This is a genomic window from Mesorhizobium sp. P2_C4 (genome assembly GCF_056404575.1).
Window position 1 is genome coordinate 302,374 of record NZ_JBFUDT010000006.1, and the last position, 17,241, is coordinate 319,614.

18 protein-coding genes and 1 tRNA gene are annotated in these 17,241 nt (G+C 60.9%); 14 read left to right on the forward strand and 5 right to left on the reverse strand.

The features are described from left to right. The first annotated feature begins 13 nt into the window (after window positions 1–13). The 11 genes from AC1DX6_RS23415 (at window position 14) to glpK (ending at window position 12,503) form a co-directional block, all read left to right on the forward strand. Complete coding sequence (locus AC1DX6_RS23415) at window positions 14–745, forward strand: proteasome-type protease (protein ID WP_477243064.1); 732 nt, start codon at window positions 14–16, stop codon at window positions 743–745. 116 nt (window positions 746–861) lie between these two features. Further along, entirely contained in the window at window positions 862–2,274 is a 1,413-nt protein-coding gene (locus AC1DX6_RS23420) for a pyridoxal phosphate-dependent decarboxylase family protein (protein ID WP_477317703.1), read from the forward strand. 128 nt (window positions 2,275–2,402) lie between these two features. Next, window positions 2,403–3,170, forward strand: coding sequence for a DeoR/GlpR family DNA-binding transcription regulator (locus AC1DX6_RS23425; protein WP_477317705.1), 768 nt, complete (start codon window positions 2,403–2,405; stop codon window positions 3,168–3,170). 129 nt (window positions 3,171–3,299) lie between these two features. Beyond that, entirely contained in the window at window positions 3,300–4,826 is a 1,527-nt protein-coding gene (gene glpD / locus AC1DX6_RS23430; RefSeq protein ID WP_477317707.1) for a glycerol-3-phosphate dehydrogenase, read from the forward strand. A 38-nt stretch (window positions 4,827–4,864) separates the two neighbouring features. Continuing rightward, window positions 4,865–5,944 (forward strand): ABC transporter ATP-binding protein, encoded by a 1,080-nt coding sequence (locus AC1DX6_RS23435; RefSeq protein WP_477317709.1) that lies wholly within the window; start codon window positions 4,865–4,867, stop codon window positions 5,942–5,944. Window positions 5,945–5,953: 9 nt separating this feature from the next. Next, entirely contained in the window at window positions 5,954–7,021 is a 1,068-nt protein-coding gene (locus tag AC1DX6_RS23440; protein ID WP_477317711.1) for an ABC transporter ATP-binding protein, read from the forward strand. After that, complete coding sequence (locus tag AC1DX6_RS23445) at window positions 7,022–7,888, forward strand: carbohydrate ABC transporter permease (RefSeq protein WP_477243070.1); 867 nt, start codon at window positions 7,022–7,024, stop codon at window positions 7,886–7,888. A 1-nt stretch (window position 7,889) separates the two neighbouring features. After that, complete coding sequence (locus tag AC1DX6_RS23450; RefSeq protein WP_477317713.1) at window positions 7,890–8,813, forward strand: carbohydrate ABC transporter permease; 924 nt, start codon at window positions 7,890–7,892, stop codon at window positions 8,811–8,813. A 2-nt stretch (window positions 8,814–8,815) separates the two neighbouring features. After that, on the forward strand, window positions 8,816–9,103 hold the full coding sequence (locus tag AC1DX6_RS23455; RefSeq protein ID WP_477317715.1) for a DUF2160 domain-containing protein: 288 nt from the start codon (window positions 8,816–8,818) through the stop codon (window positions 9,101–9,103). Between the two features lie 79 nt (window positions 9,104–9,182). Continuing rightward, window positions 9,183–10,910 (forward strand): ABC transporter substrate-binding protein, encoded by a 1,728-nt coding sequence (locus AC1DX6_RS23460; protein ID WP_477317717.1) that lies wholly within the window; start codon window positions 9,183–9,185, stop codon window positions 10,908–10,910. A gap of 99 nt (window positions 10,911–11,009) precedes the next feature. Beyond that, a complete protein-coding gene (gene glpK / locus AC1DX6_RS23465) occupies window positions 11,010–12,503 on the forward strand; it encodes a glycerol kinase GlpK (protein ID WP_477317719.1) in 1,494 nt (497 codons plus the stop codon). Between the two features lie 58 nt (window positions 12,504–12,561). Here glpK and AC1DX6_RS23470 read toward each other — a convergent pair whose 3' ends face one another. Then, on the reverse strand, window positions 12,562–13,026 hold the full coding sequence (locus AC1DX6_RS23470) for a BA14K family protein (protein ID WP_477317721.1): 465 nt from the start codon (window positions 13,024–13,026) through the stop codon (window positions 12,562–12,564). A gap of 299 nt (window positions 13,027–13,325) precedes the next feature. On the opposite strand from AC1DX6_RS23470, the gene AC1DX6_RS23475 reads away from it, so the two are divergent. Then, a tRNA-Lys gene (locus AC1DX6_RS23475) sits at window positions 13,326–13,401 on the forward strand. 184 nt (window positions 13,402–13,585) lie between these two features. Here AC1DX6_RS23475 and AC1DX6_RS23480 read toward each other — a convergent pair. From AC1DX6_RS23480 to AC1DX6_RS23495, 4 genes are all read right to left on the reverse strand, one after another. Next, window positions 13,586–13,675 carry a putative RiPP precursor gene (locus AC1DX6_RS23480; protein WP_477317723.1) on the reverse strand — a complete coding sequence of 30 codons (90 nt, stop codon included), beginning with the start codon at window positions 13,673–13,675 and terminating at the stop codon, window positions 13,586–13,588. Window positions 13,676–14,469: 794 nt separating this feature from the next. Next, a complete protein-coding gene (locus AC1DX6_RS23485) occupies window positions 14,470–15,033 on the reverse strand; it encodes an NADPH-dependent FMN reductase (RefSeq protein ID WP_477317725.1) in 564 nt (187 codons plus the stop codon). 468 nt (window positions 15,034–15,501) lie between these two features. Beyond that, on the reverse strand, window positions 15,502–15,717 hold the full coding sequence (locus tag AC1DX6_RS23490; protein ID WP_477317727.1) for a hypothetical protein: 216 nt from the start codon (window positions 15,715–15,717) through the stop codon (window positions 15,502–15,504). A gap of 144 nt (window positions 15,718–15,861) precedes the next feature. Continuing rightward, complete coding sequence (locus AC1DX6_RS23495; RefSeq protein WP_477317729.1) at window positions 15,862–16,128, reverse strand: hypothetical protein; 267 nt, start codon at window positions 16,126–16,128, stop codon at window positions 15,862–15,864. Between the two features lie 150 nt (window positions 16,129–16,278). On the opposite strand from AC1DX6_RS23495, the gene AC1DX6_RS23500 reads away from it, so the two are divergent. Further along, a complete protein-coding gene (locus AC1DX6_RS23500; protein ID WP_477317731.1) occupies window positions 16,279–16,494 on the forward strand; it encodes a hypothetical protein in 216 nt (71 codons plus the stop codon). Window positions 16,495–16,965: 471 nt separating this feature from the next. Continuing rightward, window positions 16,966–17,241: DnaJ domain-containing protein (locus AC1DX6_RS23505; protein WP_477317733.1), on the forward strand; the 276-nt coding region annotated here is incomplete at its 3' end.

Below are 17,241 nucleotides of genomic sequence, written 5' to 3' on the forward strand. Positions count from 1 at the left end.
CAAAAGAGATTCCATGACCTATTGTGTCGGCCTGAAGATCGATCGCGGGCTCGTGTTCATGTCGGACACGCGCACCAATGCCGGTATGGATTCGATCTCCACCTTCAAGAAGATGCACATCTGGGAAGAGCCGGGCGAGCGCGTCATCGTGCTGATGTCGGCCGGCAATCTGGCGACGACGCAAGCCGTGGTCAGCCTGCTCGACGAGCGCACCAAGGCGGTGGCGGATCGTCATGCCACGCTCTTGGAGACACCCTCCATGTATCAGACGGTGCGGCTGGTCGGCGACACCGTCAAGGAAGTCATCGCCAGTTCCTCGCCGGCGGGCGAGAAAGCAGATTCCTACTTCAATGCCTCGTTCATCCTTGGCGGGCAGATCAAGGGCAGCGCGCCGCGCCTGTTCATGATCTATCCCGAAGGCAATTTCATCGAATCGACCGACGACACGCCGTTCTTCCAGATCGGCGAGACCAAATACGGCAAGCCGATCATCATCCGCGCCTATGAAAAGACGATGAGCCTGGCCGAGACGGTGAAGCTGCTGCTGGTGTCGTTCGACTCGACGCTGAAGTCGAACCTGTCGGTCGGCCTGCCGCTCGATCTTCTTTTCTACGAAAAGGACGCCTTCAAGGTCAGCCTGAAGAAGCGGATCGGCCAGGACGACCAGTACTACCGCACCATTTCGGATGGCTGGTCGAGTGCGCTGAAGGCGGCCTTCGCCAGCCTGCCCGATTTTCCGGGATAGGCTGCGTTCTTCTGCGCGCTGTTGCAGAGATGTAATTCACATGTTAAGTAAAATGGAATTGATCGCGCTTTCCACGGCGAATGCCGGCGCTTGACCGATTCCCGGGAGGAGATGCCATGAACAATGATGATTTCCGGCAATGGTCGAGGCGCGCCGCCGACTGGGGCGCCGACTATCGCGACACGCTGCGCGAACGGCCGGTGCGGCCTTTGCTTGTGCCGGGCGACATTTTCAGAAGCATCGAGGCGTCGCCGCCTGAAGCAGCGGAGCCGATGGAGGCGATCTTCGCCGACTTCGAGGAGAAGATACTGCCGGGCATGACGCACTGGCAGCATCCACGCTTCTTCGCCTATTTTCCGGCCAATGCGGCACCCGTCTCGGTGGTGGCCGAATATCTGGTCTCGGCCATGGCCGCGCAATGCATGCTGTGGCAGACCTCACCAGCGGCGACCGAGCTCGAGACGCGCACCGTCGACTGGATGCGCCAGGCGCTCGGCCTGCCCGACGGATTTTCCGGCGTGATCCAGGATTCCGCGTCGTCGGCGACGCTGGCCGCCGTGCTGACCATGCGCGAGCGCGCGCTCGACTGGCAAGGCAACAGAAAGGGTCTGAGCGGGCAGGCAAGGCTTCGCATCTATTCCTCCGACCAGGTTCACACCTCGATCGACCGGGCGATCTGGGTCTCCGGCATCGGCGAGGACAACCTTGTCCGCATTCCGGTTGCCGGCCGCTTCAGCGCCATGGACACCGCAGCGCTCGAGGCGGCAATCATCGCCGACCGCGAGGCCGGCATGTTGCCGGCCGGCATCATCGCCTGCGTCGGTGGCACCAGCACAGGCGGCACTGACGATATTGCCGCTGTCGCAGCGGTGGCGAAGCGGCACGGGCTCTATCTGCATGTCGATGCCGCCTGGGCCGGATCGGCGATGATCTGTCCGGAATACCGGCATTTCTGGACCGGCGTCGACGAGGCCGATTCGATCGTCTTTAATCCGCACAAATGGCTCGGCGCGCAGTTCGACTGCTCGATCCAGTTCCTGCGCGATCCCGAAAGTCACGTCAGGACCCTGGCCATCAAGCCGGACTATCTGAAAACCCACGGCCATGACGGCATCATCAACTATTCCGAATGGACGGTGCCGCTCGGCCGGCGCTTCCGCGCCCTGAAACTGTGGTTCCTGCTGCGCGCCCATGGGCTGGAAGGCCTGCGCCGGATGATCCGAAACCATGTCGCCTGGAGCGAGAGGCTCGCCGCGCGGCTGGCAAAGGAGGCGGATTTCGAGATCGTATCCGAACCGATGCTGTCGCTGTTCTCGTTCCGGCACAGGACCGTCGCCGGCATCGATGCCGACGAACACAACCTTCGCCTGGTCAACGCCATCAACGACGATGGCCGCATCTATCTGACGCAGACAAGGGTGGACGGGCAGGTGGCGATCCGCTTTCAGGTCGGACAATTCGAGACGACCGCGGCGGATATCGATGCGGCTTTCAATGTCGTCACCGAAATTGCTCGCGGTCTGGCCTGATACAGCCCTCCTTGGGTTGCGTCGTTGTTTGCGTTTGCAATCATGTGATTTTCATTAGCCGGCTTATGCCTTTTCATCGCTTTCGTTTTAAGCTATAGACAAGAAAAACGAAAACGGGAGGCCCCTCAATGTATCTGTCGCCGCGGCATGCCGAAATCATCCAGATGGCCAAGGACCATGGCCGCGTGCTGGTCGACGATCTGGCCACGCATTTCAACGTAACGCCGCAGACCATCCGCAAGGATCTCAACGATCTGTGCGACCAGCGGCTGCTTTCACGCATCCATGGCGGGGCGCTGTTCCCGTCCGGCATCGAGAACATGGAGTATGAGGCACGGCGCAAGATCGCCGCCGAGGAGAAGGAGGCGATCGGCCGCGCTGCAGCCAGGCTGATCCCCGACAACGCCTCTTTGTTCATCAACATCGGCACCACGACCGAATCAGTCAGCAAGGCGCTGCTCGACCACAACGGGCTGATGGTCATCACCAATAACATCAATGTTGCCAACAGGATGCGCATATATCCTTCGATCGAGGTGGTGATCGCCGGCGGCGTTGTTCGCGGCTCCGACGGCGGCGTGGTCGGCGAGGCGGCGGTCGATTTCATCCGGCAGTTCAAGGTCGACTATGCGGTGATCGGCGCCTCGGCCATCGACCATGACGGGGCGCTGCTCGACTTCGATTTTCGCGAGGTCAAGGTGGCGCAGGCCATCATCGCCAATGCCAGGCATGTCATCCTGGTTTCCGACCAGACCAAATTCGAGCGCACGGCGCCGGTTCGCATCGGCCATCTGTCGCAGGTCAACACCTTCATCACCGACCGTTGCGACATCCCATCGGTGCGCAAGATCTGCGAGGAAGCCGAGGTTCAGCTGATCGAGACATCGCTCGGCTAGAGGCTACCGAGAAACCCCGATCACGGGTCTGTGACATTTCGTTTGACATTCGTTCTCATTTCGAAATAATCCCCATACGGTTTCGTAAAAACCTAAAAATGCTGCAATGCGAAATCGCGGGAGGATTTTGTGGACGCATCCCCGATCCATGACATTTTCGTCATCGGTGGCGGTATCAACGGCTGCGGCATTGCCCGCGATGCCGTTGGGCGCGGCTTTACGGTCTTCCTTGCCGAGATGAACGATCTGGCCAGTGGAACCTCTTCCGGCTCGACCAAACTGATCCATGGCGGCCTGCGCTATCTCGAATTCTACGAGTTCCGCCTGGTGCGCGAAGCGCTGATGGAACGCGAGGTTCTGTGGCGCAACGCGCCGCACATCATCTGGCCGATGCGCTTCGTGCTGCCTTACGCCAAGGGCCTGCGCCCGGCCTGGCTGATCCGGCTCGGTCTTTTTCTCTACGACCACATTGGCGGCCGCAAATTGCTACCGGCGACCAGGACCCTGGACATGGCCAAGGACCCGGCCGGCAAGCCGTTGAAGCCGTTGTTCACAAAGGCTTTCGAATATTCGGACGGCTGGGTCAACGACGCACGGCTGGTGGCGTTGAACGCCCGCGACGCCGCCGACCGTGGCGCAACAATCCGAACCCGAACGAAAGTCGTTGGTGCTCGCCGCGAGGGTGACCTGTGGGCGATCAGGCTGGAGAACGTCCAGACCGGCGAGGCCGAAGAGGTGAAGGCCCGGCTGCTGGTCAACGCCGCCGGTCCGTGGGTCGACCACGTCCTATCCGCCACCGTCGGCCTGAACGATGTGCACAATGTCCGCCTCGTCCAGGGCAGCCATATCGTCATCGCCAAGAAATTCGACGATCCGCGCGCTTATTTCTTCCAGAACAAGGATGGGCGCATCATTTTCGCCATTCCTTATGAGGAAGAGTTCACCCTGATCGGCACCACCGACCAGGATTATCCCGGCGACCCGCATGACGTGAAAATCAGCGACACCGAGATCGACTATTTGTGCGCTGCGGCGAGCGAGTATTTCGCGCAACCCGTCAAGCGTTCGGACATCGTCTGGACCTACTCCGCCGTGCGCCCGCTCTATGATGACGGCGCCTCGAAGGCGCAGGAAGCGACCCGCGACTATGTGCTGAAGGCCGATGGCGGCGAGGGCGCTGCCCCGATCATCAACGCCTTTGGCGGCAAGATCACCACCTATCGCCGGCTGTCGGAATCGATGCTGGAAAAGATCGAGGGTTTTCTCGGCAAGCGCGGCAAGCCATGGACTGCCAACGCATCGCTGCCGGGCGGCGATTTTCCGGCCACCGGTTTCGACGCCGAAGTGGCCAAGCTGAAGACCGCTTATCCTTTCCTCGACGCGCGGCTCGCCCGCCGGCTGACCCGGCTCTACGGCACCCGCGCCAGGATGCTGCTGGGCCTCGCCAAGTCGAATGCCGATCTTGGCCGCAACTTCGGCGCCGATCTTTATGAGGCCGAGGTGCGCTACCTCGTTCAAAACGAATGGGCTGTCACCGCCGAAGATGTATTGTGGCGCCGGACCAAGCGCGGCCTGCATCTCAGCCGCGAGCAGGCGGCGGCACTTGACGAATTCATGCATGGAATAAGCCGGCGCCATGTCGCCGCTGCCGAATAGAGGGGACGATTGATGCAGAAAGCCTGGGAGGAGGCATCATGTTGGAACTGAGAAACGTGACGAAGACGGTCGGCGCGTCGGAGCATATCCGCGATGTCTCGCTGACGCTTCAGCACGGCTCGCTCAACGTTCTGCTCGGACCGACGCTTTCCGGCAAGACCAGCCTGATGCGGCTGATGGCCGGCCTCGACGTGCCGACCTCCGGCTCGATCTGGTTCGATGGCCAGGATGTCACCGGCGTGCCGGTGCAAAAGCGCAAGATCGCCATGGTCTACCAGCAGTTCATCAACTATCCGGCGATGACGGTCTACGAGAACATCGCCTCGCCGCTGCGCGTGGCCGGCACCGATCAGGCAAAGATCGACAAGGAAGTCCGCAACGCGGCAAACTTGCTCAAGCTGACGCCCTATCTCGACCGCACGCCGCTCAGCCTCTCAGGCGGCCAGCAGCAGCGCACCGCGCTCGCGCGCGCCATCGTGAAGAACGCCAGCCTGGTGCTGCTCGACGAGCCGCTCGCCAATCTCGATTACAAGCTGCGCGAGGAATTGCGCGCCGAACTGCCGAAGATCTTCGCCGCCGCCGGCACCATTTTCGTCTACGCCACGACCGAGCCGCACGAGGCTTTGCTGCTCGGCGGCAACACGGCGACGCTTTCGCAGGGCAAGATCACCCAGTTCGGCCCGACCATCGAAGTGTTCCGCAAGCCGGCCGATCTGGTGACGGCAAGGACCTTTTCCGATCCGCCGCTCAACACCATCGTGCTGGCCAAGAAGGGTCGCGATTTCCTGCTCGAGGGTGGTGTCAACCTGCCGGTGCCGGCCGAACTCGCCGGCATTGCCGATGCCGTCTACACGATCGGCTTTCAGCCACATCATTTGTCGCTCGAACGGCCCAATGCGGCTGCCGTGCCGGTGCGGGCAAAGGTCACGATCACCGAGATCACCGGGTCGGAAAGCTTTATCCATCTCGATTTCGCCGATGCGCGCTGGGTCATGCTGACCCATGGTATCAGGCATTTCGAGCCCGACGAGGTGGTCGAGGTGTTCATCGATCCGCGCCACATCATGGTGTTCGACGAGCACGGCCGCGCCGTGACCGCGTCGAAGCTGGCGGCTTAGGAGCAAGAGATGGCGCGCATCGACGTCAACCACATCCGCCACTCCTACCTGCCCAACCCGCAGAAGGATACCGATTTCGCACTGAAGGAAGTGCATCACACCTTCGAGGATGGCGGCGCCTATGCGTTGCTCGGCCCCTCGGGTTGCGGCAAGACCACCCTGCTCAACATCATCTCGGGGCTGCTGCATCCCTCGCACGGCCAGTTGCTGTTCAACGGCAAGGACGTGACCAACCTGTCGACGCAGGAACGCAACATCGCGCAGGTGTTCCAGTTCCCGGTCATCTACGACACCATGACCGTCTACGACAATCTGGCCTTCCCGCTGCGCAACCGCGGCGTGCCCGAAGCCGATGTCGACCGCAAGGTGCGCGAGACGCTGGAGATGATCGATCTCGCCTCCTGGGCCAAGAAGAAGGCGCGCGGCCTGACCGCCGACCAGAAGCAGAAAATCTCGCTGGGTCGAGGGCTGGTGCGCGCGGACGTCAACGCCATCCTGTTCGACGAGCCGCTGACCGTTATCGATCCGCATATGAAATGGGTGCTGCGCTCGCAGCTGAAACAGCTGCACCGCCGCTTCGGCTACACCATGGTCTATGTTACGCACGACCAGACCGAGGCGCTGACCTTCGCCGACCGCGTCGTCGTCATGTATGACGGCGAGATCGTGCAGATCGGCACGCCGGCCGAGCTGTTCGAGCGTCCGCGCCATACTTTCGTTGGCTATTTCATCGGCTCGCCGGGCATGAACGTCATGCCGGTGGCCATCGACGGCAAGACGGCGAAACTCGGCTCGCAGCGCATCGACCTGCCGGGCGCGCCAAAGGCCGGCAGTGGCGCCATCGAACTCGGCATTCGTCCCGAATATGTGCGGCTGGGCAGCCAGGGCATGGCTGTTTCCATCAGCAAGGTCGAGGATCTCGGCCGCCACAAGGTGGTCCGCGCCAATCTGGAAGGCCGTGAGATCGCGGCGGTCATCGGCGAGGACGAGAACGTGCCGGCCGATCCGAAGGTGCGCTTCGACCCGGCCGGCATCAACATCTATGCCGATTCCTGGCGCGTCGAGATGGGGGCATAGATGGACAAGACCTGGAACAACAAGGCCTGGTTCCTGGTGCTGCCGGTGCTGGTGCTTGTGGCGTTCTCGGCGGTCATCCCGCTGATGACGGTCGTCAACTATTCGGTGCAGGACACATTCGGCAACAACGTCTTTTTCTGGGCGGGCACCGAGTGGTTCGAGGAACTGCTCTCGTCCAGCCGCTTCTGGGAAGCGATGGTCCGCAACCTGATCTTCTCCTTCATCATCCTGGCCATCGAAGTGCCGCTCGGCATCTTCATCGCGCTCAACATGCCGAAGAAGGGCTGGGGCGTGCCGGTCTGCCTGGTGCTGATGGCGCTGCCGCTGCTGATCCCGTGGAATGTCGTCGGCACCATCTGGCAGGTATTCGGTCGCAACGACATCGGCCTGCTCGGCTACTACGTCAACGCGCTCGGCATCGACTACAACTACGTGCAGGACCCGTTCGACGCCTGGGTCACCGTCATCGTCATGGATGTTTGGCACTGGACCAGCCTCGTCGTGCTGCTCTGCTATGCCGGCCTGGTCTCCATTCCGGATGCCTTCTACCAGGCCGCCAAGATCGACGGCGCCTCGCGCTGGGCGGTGTTCCGCTACATCCAGCTGCCGAAGATGAACCGCGTGCTTCTGATCGCCGTGCTGCTGCGCTTCATGGACAGCTTCATGATCTACACCGAGCCCTTCGTCGTTACCGGCGGCGGCCCCGGCAACTCGACGACCTTCCTGTCGATCGACCTCGTCAAGACAGCGCTCGGCCAGTTCGATCTCGGTCCGGCGGCTGCCATGTCGCTGGTCTACTTCCTCATCGTCCTTCTGCTGTCATGGGTGTTCTACACCGTGATGACCAACTACGACGCGGAGCGCTGAGATGAGCGGCGCCAACGAAAGAACCACGAGGCAGGACAGAGTGAGCGAAACGACGGCTTCGGAAGCACTGGCCAGCGCCATGTCGCAGGACCAGATCGCGCGGCTGATGCGCCGGCGCGGCGAGGAATCGCGTTGGTGGTGGATCGTGCCGACGGTCTACATCATCGTGCTGTTGCTGCCGATCTACTGGCTCATCAACATGAGCTTCAAGACCAATGCCGAGATCGTCTCGTCGCTGACGCTCTATCCGCACGCGCCTACCATCGCCAACTACGTCACCATCTTCACCGATGCGTCCTGGTATTCGGGCTACATCAACTCGATCACCTATGTGGTGATGAACATGGTGATCTCGGTCTCCGTGGCGCTGCCGGCGGCCTACGCCTTCTCGCGCTACCGCTTCCTCGGCGACAAGCATCTGTTCTTCTGGCTTTTGACCAACCGCATGGCGCCGCCGGCGGTGTTCGCACTGCCGTTCTTCCAGCTCTACTCGGCCTTCGGCCTGATCGACACGCATATTGCGGTGGCGCTGGCGCATTGCCTGTTCAACGTGCCGCTTGCGGTGTGGATCCTCGAAGGCTTCATGTCGGGCGTGCCGAAGGAAATTGACGAGACGGCCTATATCGACGGCTATTCGTTCCCGCGCTTCTTCGTCAGGATCTTCATGCCGCTGATCGCCAGCGGCATCGGCGTCGCCTGCTTCTTCTGCTTCATGTTCTCATGGGTCGAACTGCTGATTGCCCGCACGCTGACCACAACGGATGCCAAGCCGATCGCCGCCACCATGACCCGCACGGTTTCGGCCGCCGGCATGGATTGGGGCCTGCTCGCCGCCGCCGGCGTGCTGACGCTGATCCCGGGTGCGTTGGTCATCTGGTTTGTCCGCAATTATATCGCCAAGGGCTTTGCCCTGGGGAGGGTGTGACCATGAACCTCGACCTCTCCTGGATGGCATGGACGTGGCCGACGGCGGCGTTCTTTGGCACCATCTTTCTGCTGCTGTGCGGCATGGCGGCCTGGGAATATGCCTCGCCGGGCGGCAACCCACGCATCGGCGTGCTGCGCTTCGAGACGACGCGCGGTGACCGCCTTTTCCTTTCGCTGCTTGGCAGCGCCTTTATCCATCTCGCTTGGTTGGGTCTTGTCGGATCCAACCTGTGGTGGGCTCTCGCTCTCTCCGTGGTCTACGCCATTGGCGTGTTCCGCTACGTATAGAGGGGGAAACTGTTGGAGCGGCCGCGTGCCGGCGACCGCTCCAGATCGCACTTGAAACCTGTAAAGTGGAGGAAACGAAATGCGACGGCAATTTTTAACATCAACGACTGCCCTTGTCCTGTTGCTCGGGGTAGGCAATGCCTACGCCGGAATGGACGAGGCCAAAGCGTTCCTGGACAAGGAGATCGGCCCGCTGTCGACGCTCGACCGCGCCGGCCAGGAAGCCGAAATGCAATGGTTCATCGATGCCGCGAAACCCTTCGCCGGCATGGACATCAAGGTCGTCTCCGAAACCATCGCCACCCACCAGTATGAATCGCAGGTGCTGGCGCCGGCCTTTACCGCCATCACCGGCATCAAGGTCACGCATGACGTCATCCAGGAAGGCGACGTCGTCGAGAAGATCCAGACCCAGATGCAGACCGGCCAGAACCTCTATGACGGCTGGGTCAACGATTCCGACCTGATCGGCACGCACTGGCGCTACCAGCAGGTGCGCAACCTGACCGACTGGATGGCGGGCGACGGCAAGGATGTTACCAACCCGAACCTCGACCTGAAGGACTTCATCGGCACCTCCTTCACCACGGCGCCGGACAAGAAGCTCTACCAGCTTCCCGACCAGCAGTTCGCCAACCTCTACTGGTTCCGCTACGACTGGTTCAACGACGAGAAGAACAAGGCCGACTTCAAGGCCAAGTACGGCTACGATCTCGGCGTGCCGGTCAACTGGTCGGCATATGAGGACATCGCCGAGTTCTTCACCGGCCGCGAGATCGACGGCAAGAAGGTCTACGGCCACATGGACTACGGCAAGAAGGACCCGTCGCTCGGCTGGCGGTTCACCGATGCCTGGCTGTCGATGGCCGGCAACGGCGACAAGGGCATCCCGAACGGTCTGCCGGTTGACGAGTGGGGCATCAAGGTCGACGAGAACTCGCGTCCTGTCGGCTCCTGCACGGCGCGCGGCGGCGACACCAACGGCCCGGCTGCCGTCTACTCGATCCAGAAGTATCTCGACTGGCTGAAGGCCTACGCTCCGGCCGAAGCACAGGGCATGACCTTCTCCGAATCCGGCCCGGTGCCGGCGCAAGGTGCGGTTGCTCAGCAGATCTTCTGGTACACCGCCTTCACCGCGTCGATGGTCGACGCCGGCGCCAAGGCTGTGATGAACGACGACGGCACGCCGAAGTGGCGCATGGCGCCGTCGCCGCACGGCGTCTACTGGAAGGACGGCATGAAGCTCGGCTACCAGGACGTGGGTTCCTGGACGCTGATGAAGTCGACGCCGACCGACCGCGCCAAGGCCGCTTGGCTTTACGCGCAGTTCGTCACCTCGAAGACCGTCGACGTGAAGAAGAGCCATGTCGGCCTGACCTTCATCCGCGAGAGCACGATCCACGACAAGAGCTTCACCGAGCGCGCTCCGAAGCTCGGCGGCCTGATCGAGTTCTACCGCTCGCCGGCCCGTGTCCAGTGGTCGCCGACCGGCACCAACGTGCCTGACTATCCGAAGCTGGCTCAGCTCTGGTGGCAGGCGATCGGCGATGCCTCGTCGGGCGCCAAGACGGCGCAGGAGGCGATGGACTCGCTCTGCGGCGAGCAGGAAAAGGTCATGAGCCGTATCGAGAAGTCGGGCGTCCAGGGCGATATCGGCCCGAAGATGGCCGAAGAGCATGATCTTGCCTTCTGGAACGCCGACGCGGTCAAGAAGGGCAATCTCGCTCCTCAGCTCAAGATCGAGAACGAGAAGGAAAAGCCGATCACCATCAACTACGACGAACTGGTGAAGAGCTGGCAGAAGTAACTATTTGATGCGGGCGTTCGCGCCCGCATCGCAACAATCGGGGGAGGCGGCATCTTGCCGTCTCCCTTGTTTGTGTAAAAGACTGAGCGGGGAGGCAGAATGACGGGATACATCCTAGCCATCGACCAGGGCACGACATCGAGCCGGGCGATCCTGTTCGACGACAAGATGAGGGTCGCCGGCAGCGGGCAGAAGGAATTCACCCAGCACTATCCAGCTTCCGGCTGGGTCGAGCATGACCCGGAAGAGATCTGGTCGAGTGTCGTGACGACGGTGAAGGCGGCGCTGAAGAATGCCGGCCGAGAGGCTTCTGATGTGGCCGCGATCGGCATTACCAACCAGCGCGAGACCGTCGTCATCTGGGACAAGGCCACCGGCAAGCCGATCCACAACGCGATCGTCTGGCAGGACCGCCGCACCGCGCCGCTGTGCCAGAAATTGAAGAAGCAGGGGCTGGAGAAGACATTCACCAAGAAAACCGGGCTGCTGCTCGATCCCTATTTCTCCGGCACCAAGATCGCCTGGGTGCTGGACAAGGTGAAGGGCGTCAGAAAACGCGCCGAGAAGGGCGAATTGCTCGCCGGCACCATCGACAGCTTTCTGATCTGGCGGCTGACCGGCGGCAAGGTTCACGCCACCGATGCCACCAACGCCTCTCGCACGCTGGTCTACAACATCGAAAAAAATGTCTGGGACGACGAGCTGCTGGCCATCCTCAACATACCGGCAAAAATGCTGCCGGAGGTGAAGGATTGCGCCGACGACTATGGCGTGACGGAGAAAAGCCTGTTCGGCGCCGAGATCAGGATTTTGGGCGTCGCCGGCGACCAGCATGCGGCGACCATCGGCCAGGCCTGTTTCGAGCCAGGCATGATGAAATCCACCTATGGCACCGGCTGTTTTGCCCTGCTCAATACCGGCAGCGATCTGGTGCGTTCGAAGAACCGGCTTTTGACCACCATCGCCTACCGGCTGAACGGCAAGACCACCTATGCGCTGGAAGGCTCGATCTTCATCGCCGGCGCCGCCGTGCAATGGCTGCGCGATGGCATCAAGGTGATCGGCAAGGCCGAGCAGAGCGGCGCGCTGGCGGCGACCGCCGACCCGACGCAAAACGTCTATCTGGTGCCGGCCTTCGTCGGCCTCGGCGCACCGCACTGGGACGCCGATGCACGCGGCGCCATTTTCGGCCTGACCCGCAATTCCGGCCCAGCCGAGTTCGCTCGGGCCGCACTCGAATCCGTCGCCTACCAGACCCGCGACCTGCTCGACGCCATGCGCAAGGACTGGAAGGGTGCGTCGGCCAAGACTGTGCTCAGGGTCGATGGCGGCATGGTGGCCTCGGACTGGACGATGCAACGCCTGGCCGACATCCTCGATGCGCCTGTCGACCGTCCGACCATTTTGGAGACGACCGCGCTCGGCGCGGCATGGCTGGCGGGTTCGAAGGCGGGTGTGTGGCCGAAAGCGAAGGACTTCGCCAGGAGTTGGGCGCTTGAGCGGCGGTTCAAGCCGGATATGGATGCTTCGACACGGTCCGCCAAGCTTGCGGGCTGGCGTGACGCGGTACGCAGAACGCTGAGCACGCACTGAAAAACCCGCGCCGTTGCCGGCGCGGGTTTCATCAGCGTCTGCTCAACTCTGCCCAGACTCAGTAAGGTGAATTGCACTGCTGCCGAGGACCGTAGTTCGGCTGAAAAGTGTTGTCGGACGCGCGGTAGGAGCGGTAGCGGTCATAGCACCACTGTACGTGCGAATCGCCATGATAGACGCGGTTCTGGTTGTTGTTGATGATCGCGCCGGTAATCAGCGCGCCTGCGATGAAGGCGCCAGCCGGGAACCAGAAATCGCCGTGGCGGCGATAGCCGCGATGATATTCACGCGAGCCGCGATGGCCATTCCAGTAGACGTCGCCGTTGTTGCTGCGTGAGAAATTGCGGTCGCCGTTGAAGTTGCGGTGCTTTCTCCACGGCTTGTAGTCAACCGCCTGCACATCCGACGACGCCGAAGGCGCCTGCGGCGTGAACATCTGGGCGGCGCCGGCAGGCATGACGGCCGTAGCCGCGAACGAAACTGACAATGTGGCCGCCAGCAAGCCCGAGAGGGTCTTGTTCATGATCTTCTCCTTGGAAGGGTGGTTGACGTCCCTTGTGAGGAGGAAACGGTCCGGCAATGCGATGGTTCCGCGAAAACGGTAAGTTACTGATTTGTAATGTTTCTCCAATCCAACCTGTGACGCAGCGCCATTCTTCGATTGCTGCAAACTGGTCGTTTGGCCCCTGCGCGGAGGCGGGCCGCAAGATCTCCGACGACAGCAAAAAAGCCTGGCTTGCAAGCCATCTTTTTCCGGTTGACCGGTCGCGGCACTCTCCCTATGTTCCGCGCAATTTCGAGGGCAGCTTTTCGAGCCCGCGGGAGCGCGTAGCTCAGCCGGTAGAGCAACTGACTTTTAATCAGTAGGTCATGGGTTCGAATCCCATCGCGCTCACCAACAAATTCCAGGCACAATCAGCGCGCCCTGAAATAGTTCCCCAAAAGAAAAACCCCGCATCCAGCGGGGCTTTTGGTCGTTAGATTCTGCGCTGGCTATGCGCCCTTGGAAACCGCAACCGCCACTATCGCTGCCAGTTTGGCAGCCTTGATGAGTGTCGGCCGTGCGTAGGTCTTCTTCATGTTCAATTCCCAACCACTGAACCTGGAGCATTTGCCGTAACGGCAGACAGCCGCTCTTTCTTGACCAAGGTCGGCTTTTCGTACTTTTTCATCGTTGTCTCCCGCGAAAATCGTTCGTGACAGTTGTCTGTCATCCTAGTGCCCTGTCAATCAGGCCAAGCATTATTAGCGGCCCCTGTTGCAATCCTGCCGCGCATTCCGGCCGCTCTAGACTCTCCCCCGCATCGGACGCATTCTCTCCCTCGGGGAGAAGGGGCGTGGGCAAGGTCCAGCGTCATCAAGGTGCAACCAGGCCGACCGTTGGCGAAGAAACGCCAGGAGGCGTCGGGCGCGTCTCCGTTCACAGTATCTGTTCGCGGTGGTGATGGTTCCCTTGGCTGTGTTTCTCACGGCGAGACCACATACCCTTGACACTGTCGCGGGCTTCGTCCCCGCCGGCTGGCGCACAGCAAACGCCGAGGCGCGCGGGGCGGGCTGGCGGAAAGCGAACTCACTTTCGTCGTCGCAACAGTCGCGGTTCCGCTCCCGCAACTGGGCTTCGTAGTCAGGTATCAAGGTGAAGAACACAGGTCGACGATCACGGCCGGCGGCTTTGCATCTGGTGCAGCCGAAGACCCCAACCAGATCGTCACGCATTGAGCCGTGGCCGGGGCCGAGCCTGTCTATCAGCGCCTGGATATCGAGCTTTGTCGACTTGCTGCACATGGGATGGCCGCAATTCACATAGACGGATTCGCGGGCGGCTAACGTGTCAGCAAGGGTTTTTTTGGGGCATAGCGATCCTCCGTTGAAGGGGTCGCCGCAACGGAGGATTATATTCCTGATCTAGATGGCGCTAGCAAGGGCCGTTCATCGAATGGGACGGGACGGAGCCGGTTAGGCAACCCTAGGCCAGGGCGGTATAGACCCGAGTAATGAAGCCGTGGAATTGCATCATGTAGTCGCGCAGGAACTCCTCAGTCCGGGCGTCGGTGACCTTACCTTCATCGGTGATCAGGCCGGGCTTGAACTGGATGTAAGCCTCGATCGAGTTCATCTGCGGGGAGTTGCAGAAGCCAAGAACGCCGCGAAGGCTTTGCTGCGCCAGCGCGGTGCCGATCGAACCCGGCGAGGTGCCGATGACCGCCGACGGTTTTCGGGTGAACGAGTTATGGCCGTAGGGTCGGCTCGCCCAGTCGATCGCATTTTTGAGCCCGCCTGGGATTGAGCGGTTATACTCCGGCGTGACGAACAACACGGCTTCGATCCCGGCGAGCGCTTCCTTGAATGCCCTAGCCGGCGGAGGGAAATCCGCATCGTAGTCGTAGCTGTACAGCGGCAAGTCCTTGAACGGGATTTCAGCCATCGAGAGTTCGGCTGGCGCTAAGTTCACGAGCGCCTTGGCCAGCTTCCGGTTGATTGAGCCCTTGGCGAGGCTGCCAATGAGATAACCGACTTTGTACGCGGTCATGGGAATGCCTCCTCGGGAGAATGCCAGTAAGCGGCTGGCAGCGCAGTCCCGAAGGGTACACCTCTAGGCTGATCAATGCACGCAGCCGGATCTCACTCCTCCCTGAAATCCTGCAGCGAAGCATGCCGTAAATCCTCCTCGCCGCGCAGGTGCTTCACAGTCGCGACGAGGCCTGGCTTGACCCATTGCGTGGCCGGCCGCTTCATTCCCTTCGGCGCCGTCCCTGGGTGCTCCTGAACGCGCTTCCAAAGCCGTTCACGCAATTCCCGGTTCAGGGTAATGAAAGCGAAGTCTAAGAAGGCGCGCTAGCCGTACCGCCTCATGTCGTCATCCATCTGGGCATCAAGTATCGCCTTCAATCCATCGGCGGTCTGGTATCCACACCCATAGAGATGCAGGATTAAGCTCGCGATATCCCGTCCCAAAAGGCTAATGCGACTTTCGGGCCGCGGTCTGAAGCCCCAGACTTCAAAAAGGCCCCCCACCCAAGCCCACCTGCTTCTCGACCTGGTTCTGCGAGCGCGCGAAGTCGCGTTCAACAGCTATCTGGCGGCGCTCCCTCTCGTAGGTTTTATCGGCCTGCTCGCTGATGTGTTCACGCTCCTGGTGCATCCGATCAGCGCTCGCCTCTTTGCGCTCGCATAGCCGATCGTAGACCTGACGGATCTTGGCAAATATCCTCATTAGCCCAACTCCTTGTCCTCTACCTTGCGCGACGGCTCAGATATTAGCACCGATTTTGACATTCCGCACGAATCGGCGTGCGCCTCTATCGGCCTGCTAGGCTCTCTGCCTTGTGGAAGGGAAATGCCATGCGACAAGAGCAGATCAGTTCCGCCCTGATTGAATCGGTTCGCTTTCAAGCTGCTCCGCTTTTCGCAGTAGAGCCTCGCTCAGTTGGCGAAGTTGAGCGGGCGTCATGGTCAATTGAACAGATTTGGTGCGGCCTCGACGAAGATCGTCAGCAGTCGGCGCATAGTCCAGCTTAGCGATACAGAACATGCCCTGCACGGGTGCGAGGGTGTAACCCATCAAGGGGCTGACCTTGATCTTGCCTTTCCGGTCCAGTTCGAAACCATGTGCGTCTGTCCGCATTTGGGCGTGTCCTTGCTCAACGAATTGCGCCTATCGCCCACGGTCATGTTTGCCAAGTACATAATCGCCTTAGCAACTGCTTGCATTCGATCCAAGGCGGGATCATGCTTAGAGAACCTCGAGCAGAACGGAGACTGACGGGAGGAAGAAATGAGCCGGGTCAAGGACGTTTGCGATCGAGCACGATCGCTATGGCTGCGGGTGGTGCGATCGATCCATGTCGACGATGTCGAGAACGACGAGCTGTATCGGCTGATCGACGGCAAAAACAAGGATAACACCGGCACCAACTTCGAGGCGTCCCGCTTCGACATCGAGACCCGTCTATCGCGGTGGGAGAGCTACAAGCCGCCGAACCGTAACTGAAAACTATTCCGGTTAGGAGTACTTTGGAGAGCCCGCCGCGCTGGGCTTTTCCATTTCAGTAAACATGCGATCGGCTTTCTCGATCTAGCCGGAACAGCTCGGCGTCTGGTGTTCGGCCAGGCACCGGGAATGGTCGCCGGCCAGGGCTGCCCCCATGGCGGGAATAGAGACGATGGCGCCAAAGTATGAGGCCGCAAGAAGCCGCTGCGCGACATGCTGTCTGGCGTGTAGAAGGCCGACATACGCCAAGTGACAGAGGCAACCCACACCTCTTCAACAAATTGGCAAGAGCTCCGTGCGACAGCGACAAGCCGCACCCGCCAATCGTAGAATGGCGGATACTGTCACCGGAAGCGCGCCCTTGCGGGGGCGAAGCCTGCGGTGCTGGTAGAGGTGATTAACCCTTTACTAACGATTAATTTGCCGCCGTTCGGCGGGTGCTTTTATAATAGCGCCGGAGGGAGCACCGCTTTGTTCATTGACTATTACGAGCTTTTGGAAGTCAGCCGAAACGCCAACTCAGAAACGATAGAGCGCGTGTTTCGCTATTTTGCCATGCGCTATCATCCCGACAACCAGAATACCGGGGACGAAGCGCGCTTCAGCGAAATCGTCGAGGCACATGATACGCTCAAGGATCCCGTCAAGCGCGCGCAGTACGACATTCACTACAATGAGCAGCTGAACATACATCGCGAGCTGACCCAGGAAGCCACCGACACCAAAGGCCTAGAACGAGATAGCGTC

Bases quoted from the DNA above. Each gene is read 5' to 3' on its own strand.
- AC1DX6_RS23415 (WP_477243064.1), top strand. From the start codon at position 14: ATGACCTATTGTGTCGGCCTGAAGATCGATCGCGGGCTCGTGTTCATG.
- AC1DX6_RS23420 (WP_477317703.1), top strand. From the start codon at position 862: ATGAACAATGATGATTTCCGGCAATGGTCGAGGCGCGCCGCCGACTGG.
- AC1DX6_RS23425 (WP_477317705.1), top strand. From the start codon at position 2,403: ATGTATCTGTCGCCGCGGCATGCCGAAATCATCCAGATGGCCAAGGAC.
- AC1DX6_RS23435 (WP_477317709.1), top strand. From the start codon at position 4,865: ATGTTGGAACTGAGAAACGTGACGAAGACGGTCGGCGCGTCGGAGCAT.
- AC1DX6_RS23440 (WP_477317711.1), top strand. From the start codon at position 5,954: ATGGCGCGCATCGACGTCAACCACATCCGCCACTCCTACCTGCCCAAC.
- AC1DX6_RS23445 (WP_477243070.1), top strand. From the start codon at position 7,022: ATGGACAAGACCTGGAACAACAAGGCCTGGTTCCTGGTGCTGCCGGTG.
- AC1DX6_RS23450 (WP_477317713.1), top strand. From the start codon at position 7,890: ATGAGCGGCGCCAACGAAAGAACCACGAGGCAGGACAGAGTGAGCGAA.
- AC1DX6_RS23455 (WP_477317715.1), top strand. From the start codon at position 8,816: ATGAACCTCGACCTCTCCTGGATGGCATGGACGTGGCCGACGGCGGCG.
- AC1DX6_RS23460 (WP_477317717.1), top strand. From the start codon at position 9,183: ATGCGACGGCAATTTTTAACATCAACGACTGCCCTTGTCCTGTTGCTC.
- glpK (WP_477317719.1), top strand. From the start codon at position 11,010: ATGACGGGATACATCCTAGCCATCGACCAGGGCACGACATCGAGCCGG.
- AC1DX6_RS23470 (WP_477317721.1), bottom strand. From the start codon at position 13,026: ATGAACAAGACCCTCTCGGGCTTGCTGGCGGCCACATTGTCAGTTTCG.
- AC1DX6_RS23480 (WP_477317723.1), bottom strand. From the start codon at position 13,675: ATGAAAAAGTACGAAAAGCCGACCTTGGTCAAGAAAGAGCGGCTGTCT.
- AC1DX6_RS23485 (WP_477317725.1), bottom strand. From the start codon at position 15,033: ATGACCGCGTACAAAGTCGGTTATCTCATTGGCAGCCTCGCCAAGGGC.
- AC1DX6_RS23490 (WP_477317727.1), bottom strand. From the start codon at position 15,717: ATGAGGATATTTGCCAAGATCCGTCAGGTCTACGATCGGCTATGCGAG.
- AC1DX6_RS23495 (WP_477317729.1), bottom strand. From the start codon at position 16,128: ATGCGGACAGACGCACATGGTTTCGAACTGGACCGGAAAGGCAAGATC.
- AC1DX6_RS23500 (WP_477317731.1), top strand. From the start codon at position 16,279: ATGAGCCGGGTCAAGGACGTTTGCGATCGAGCACGATCGCTATGGCTG.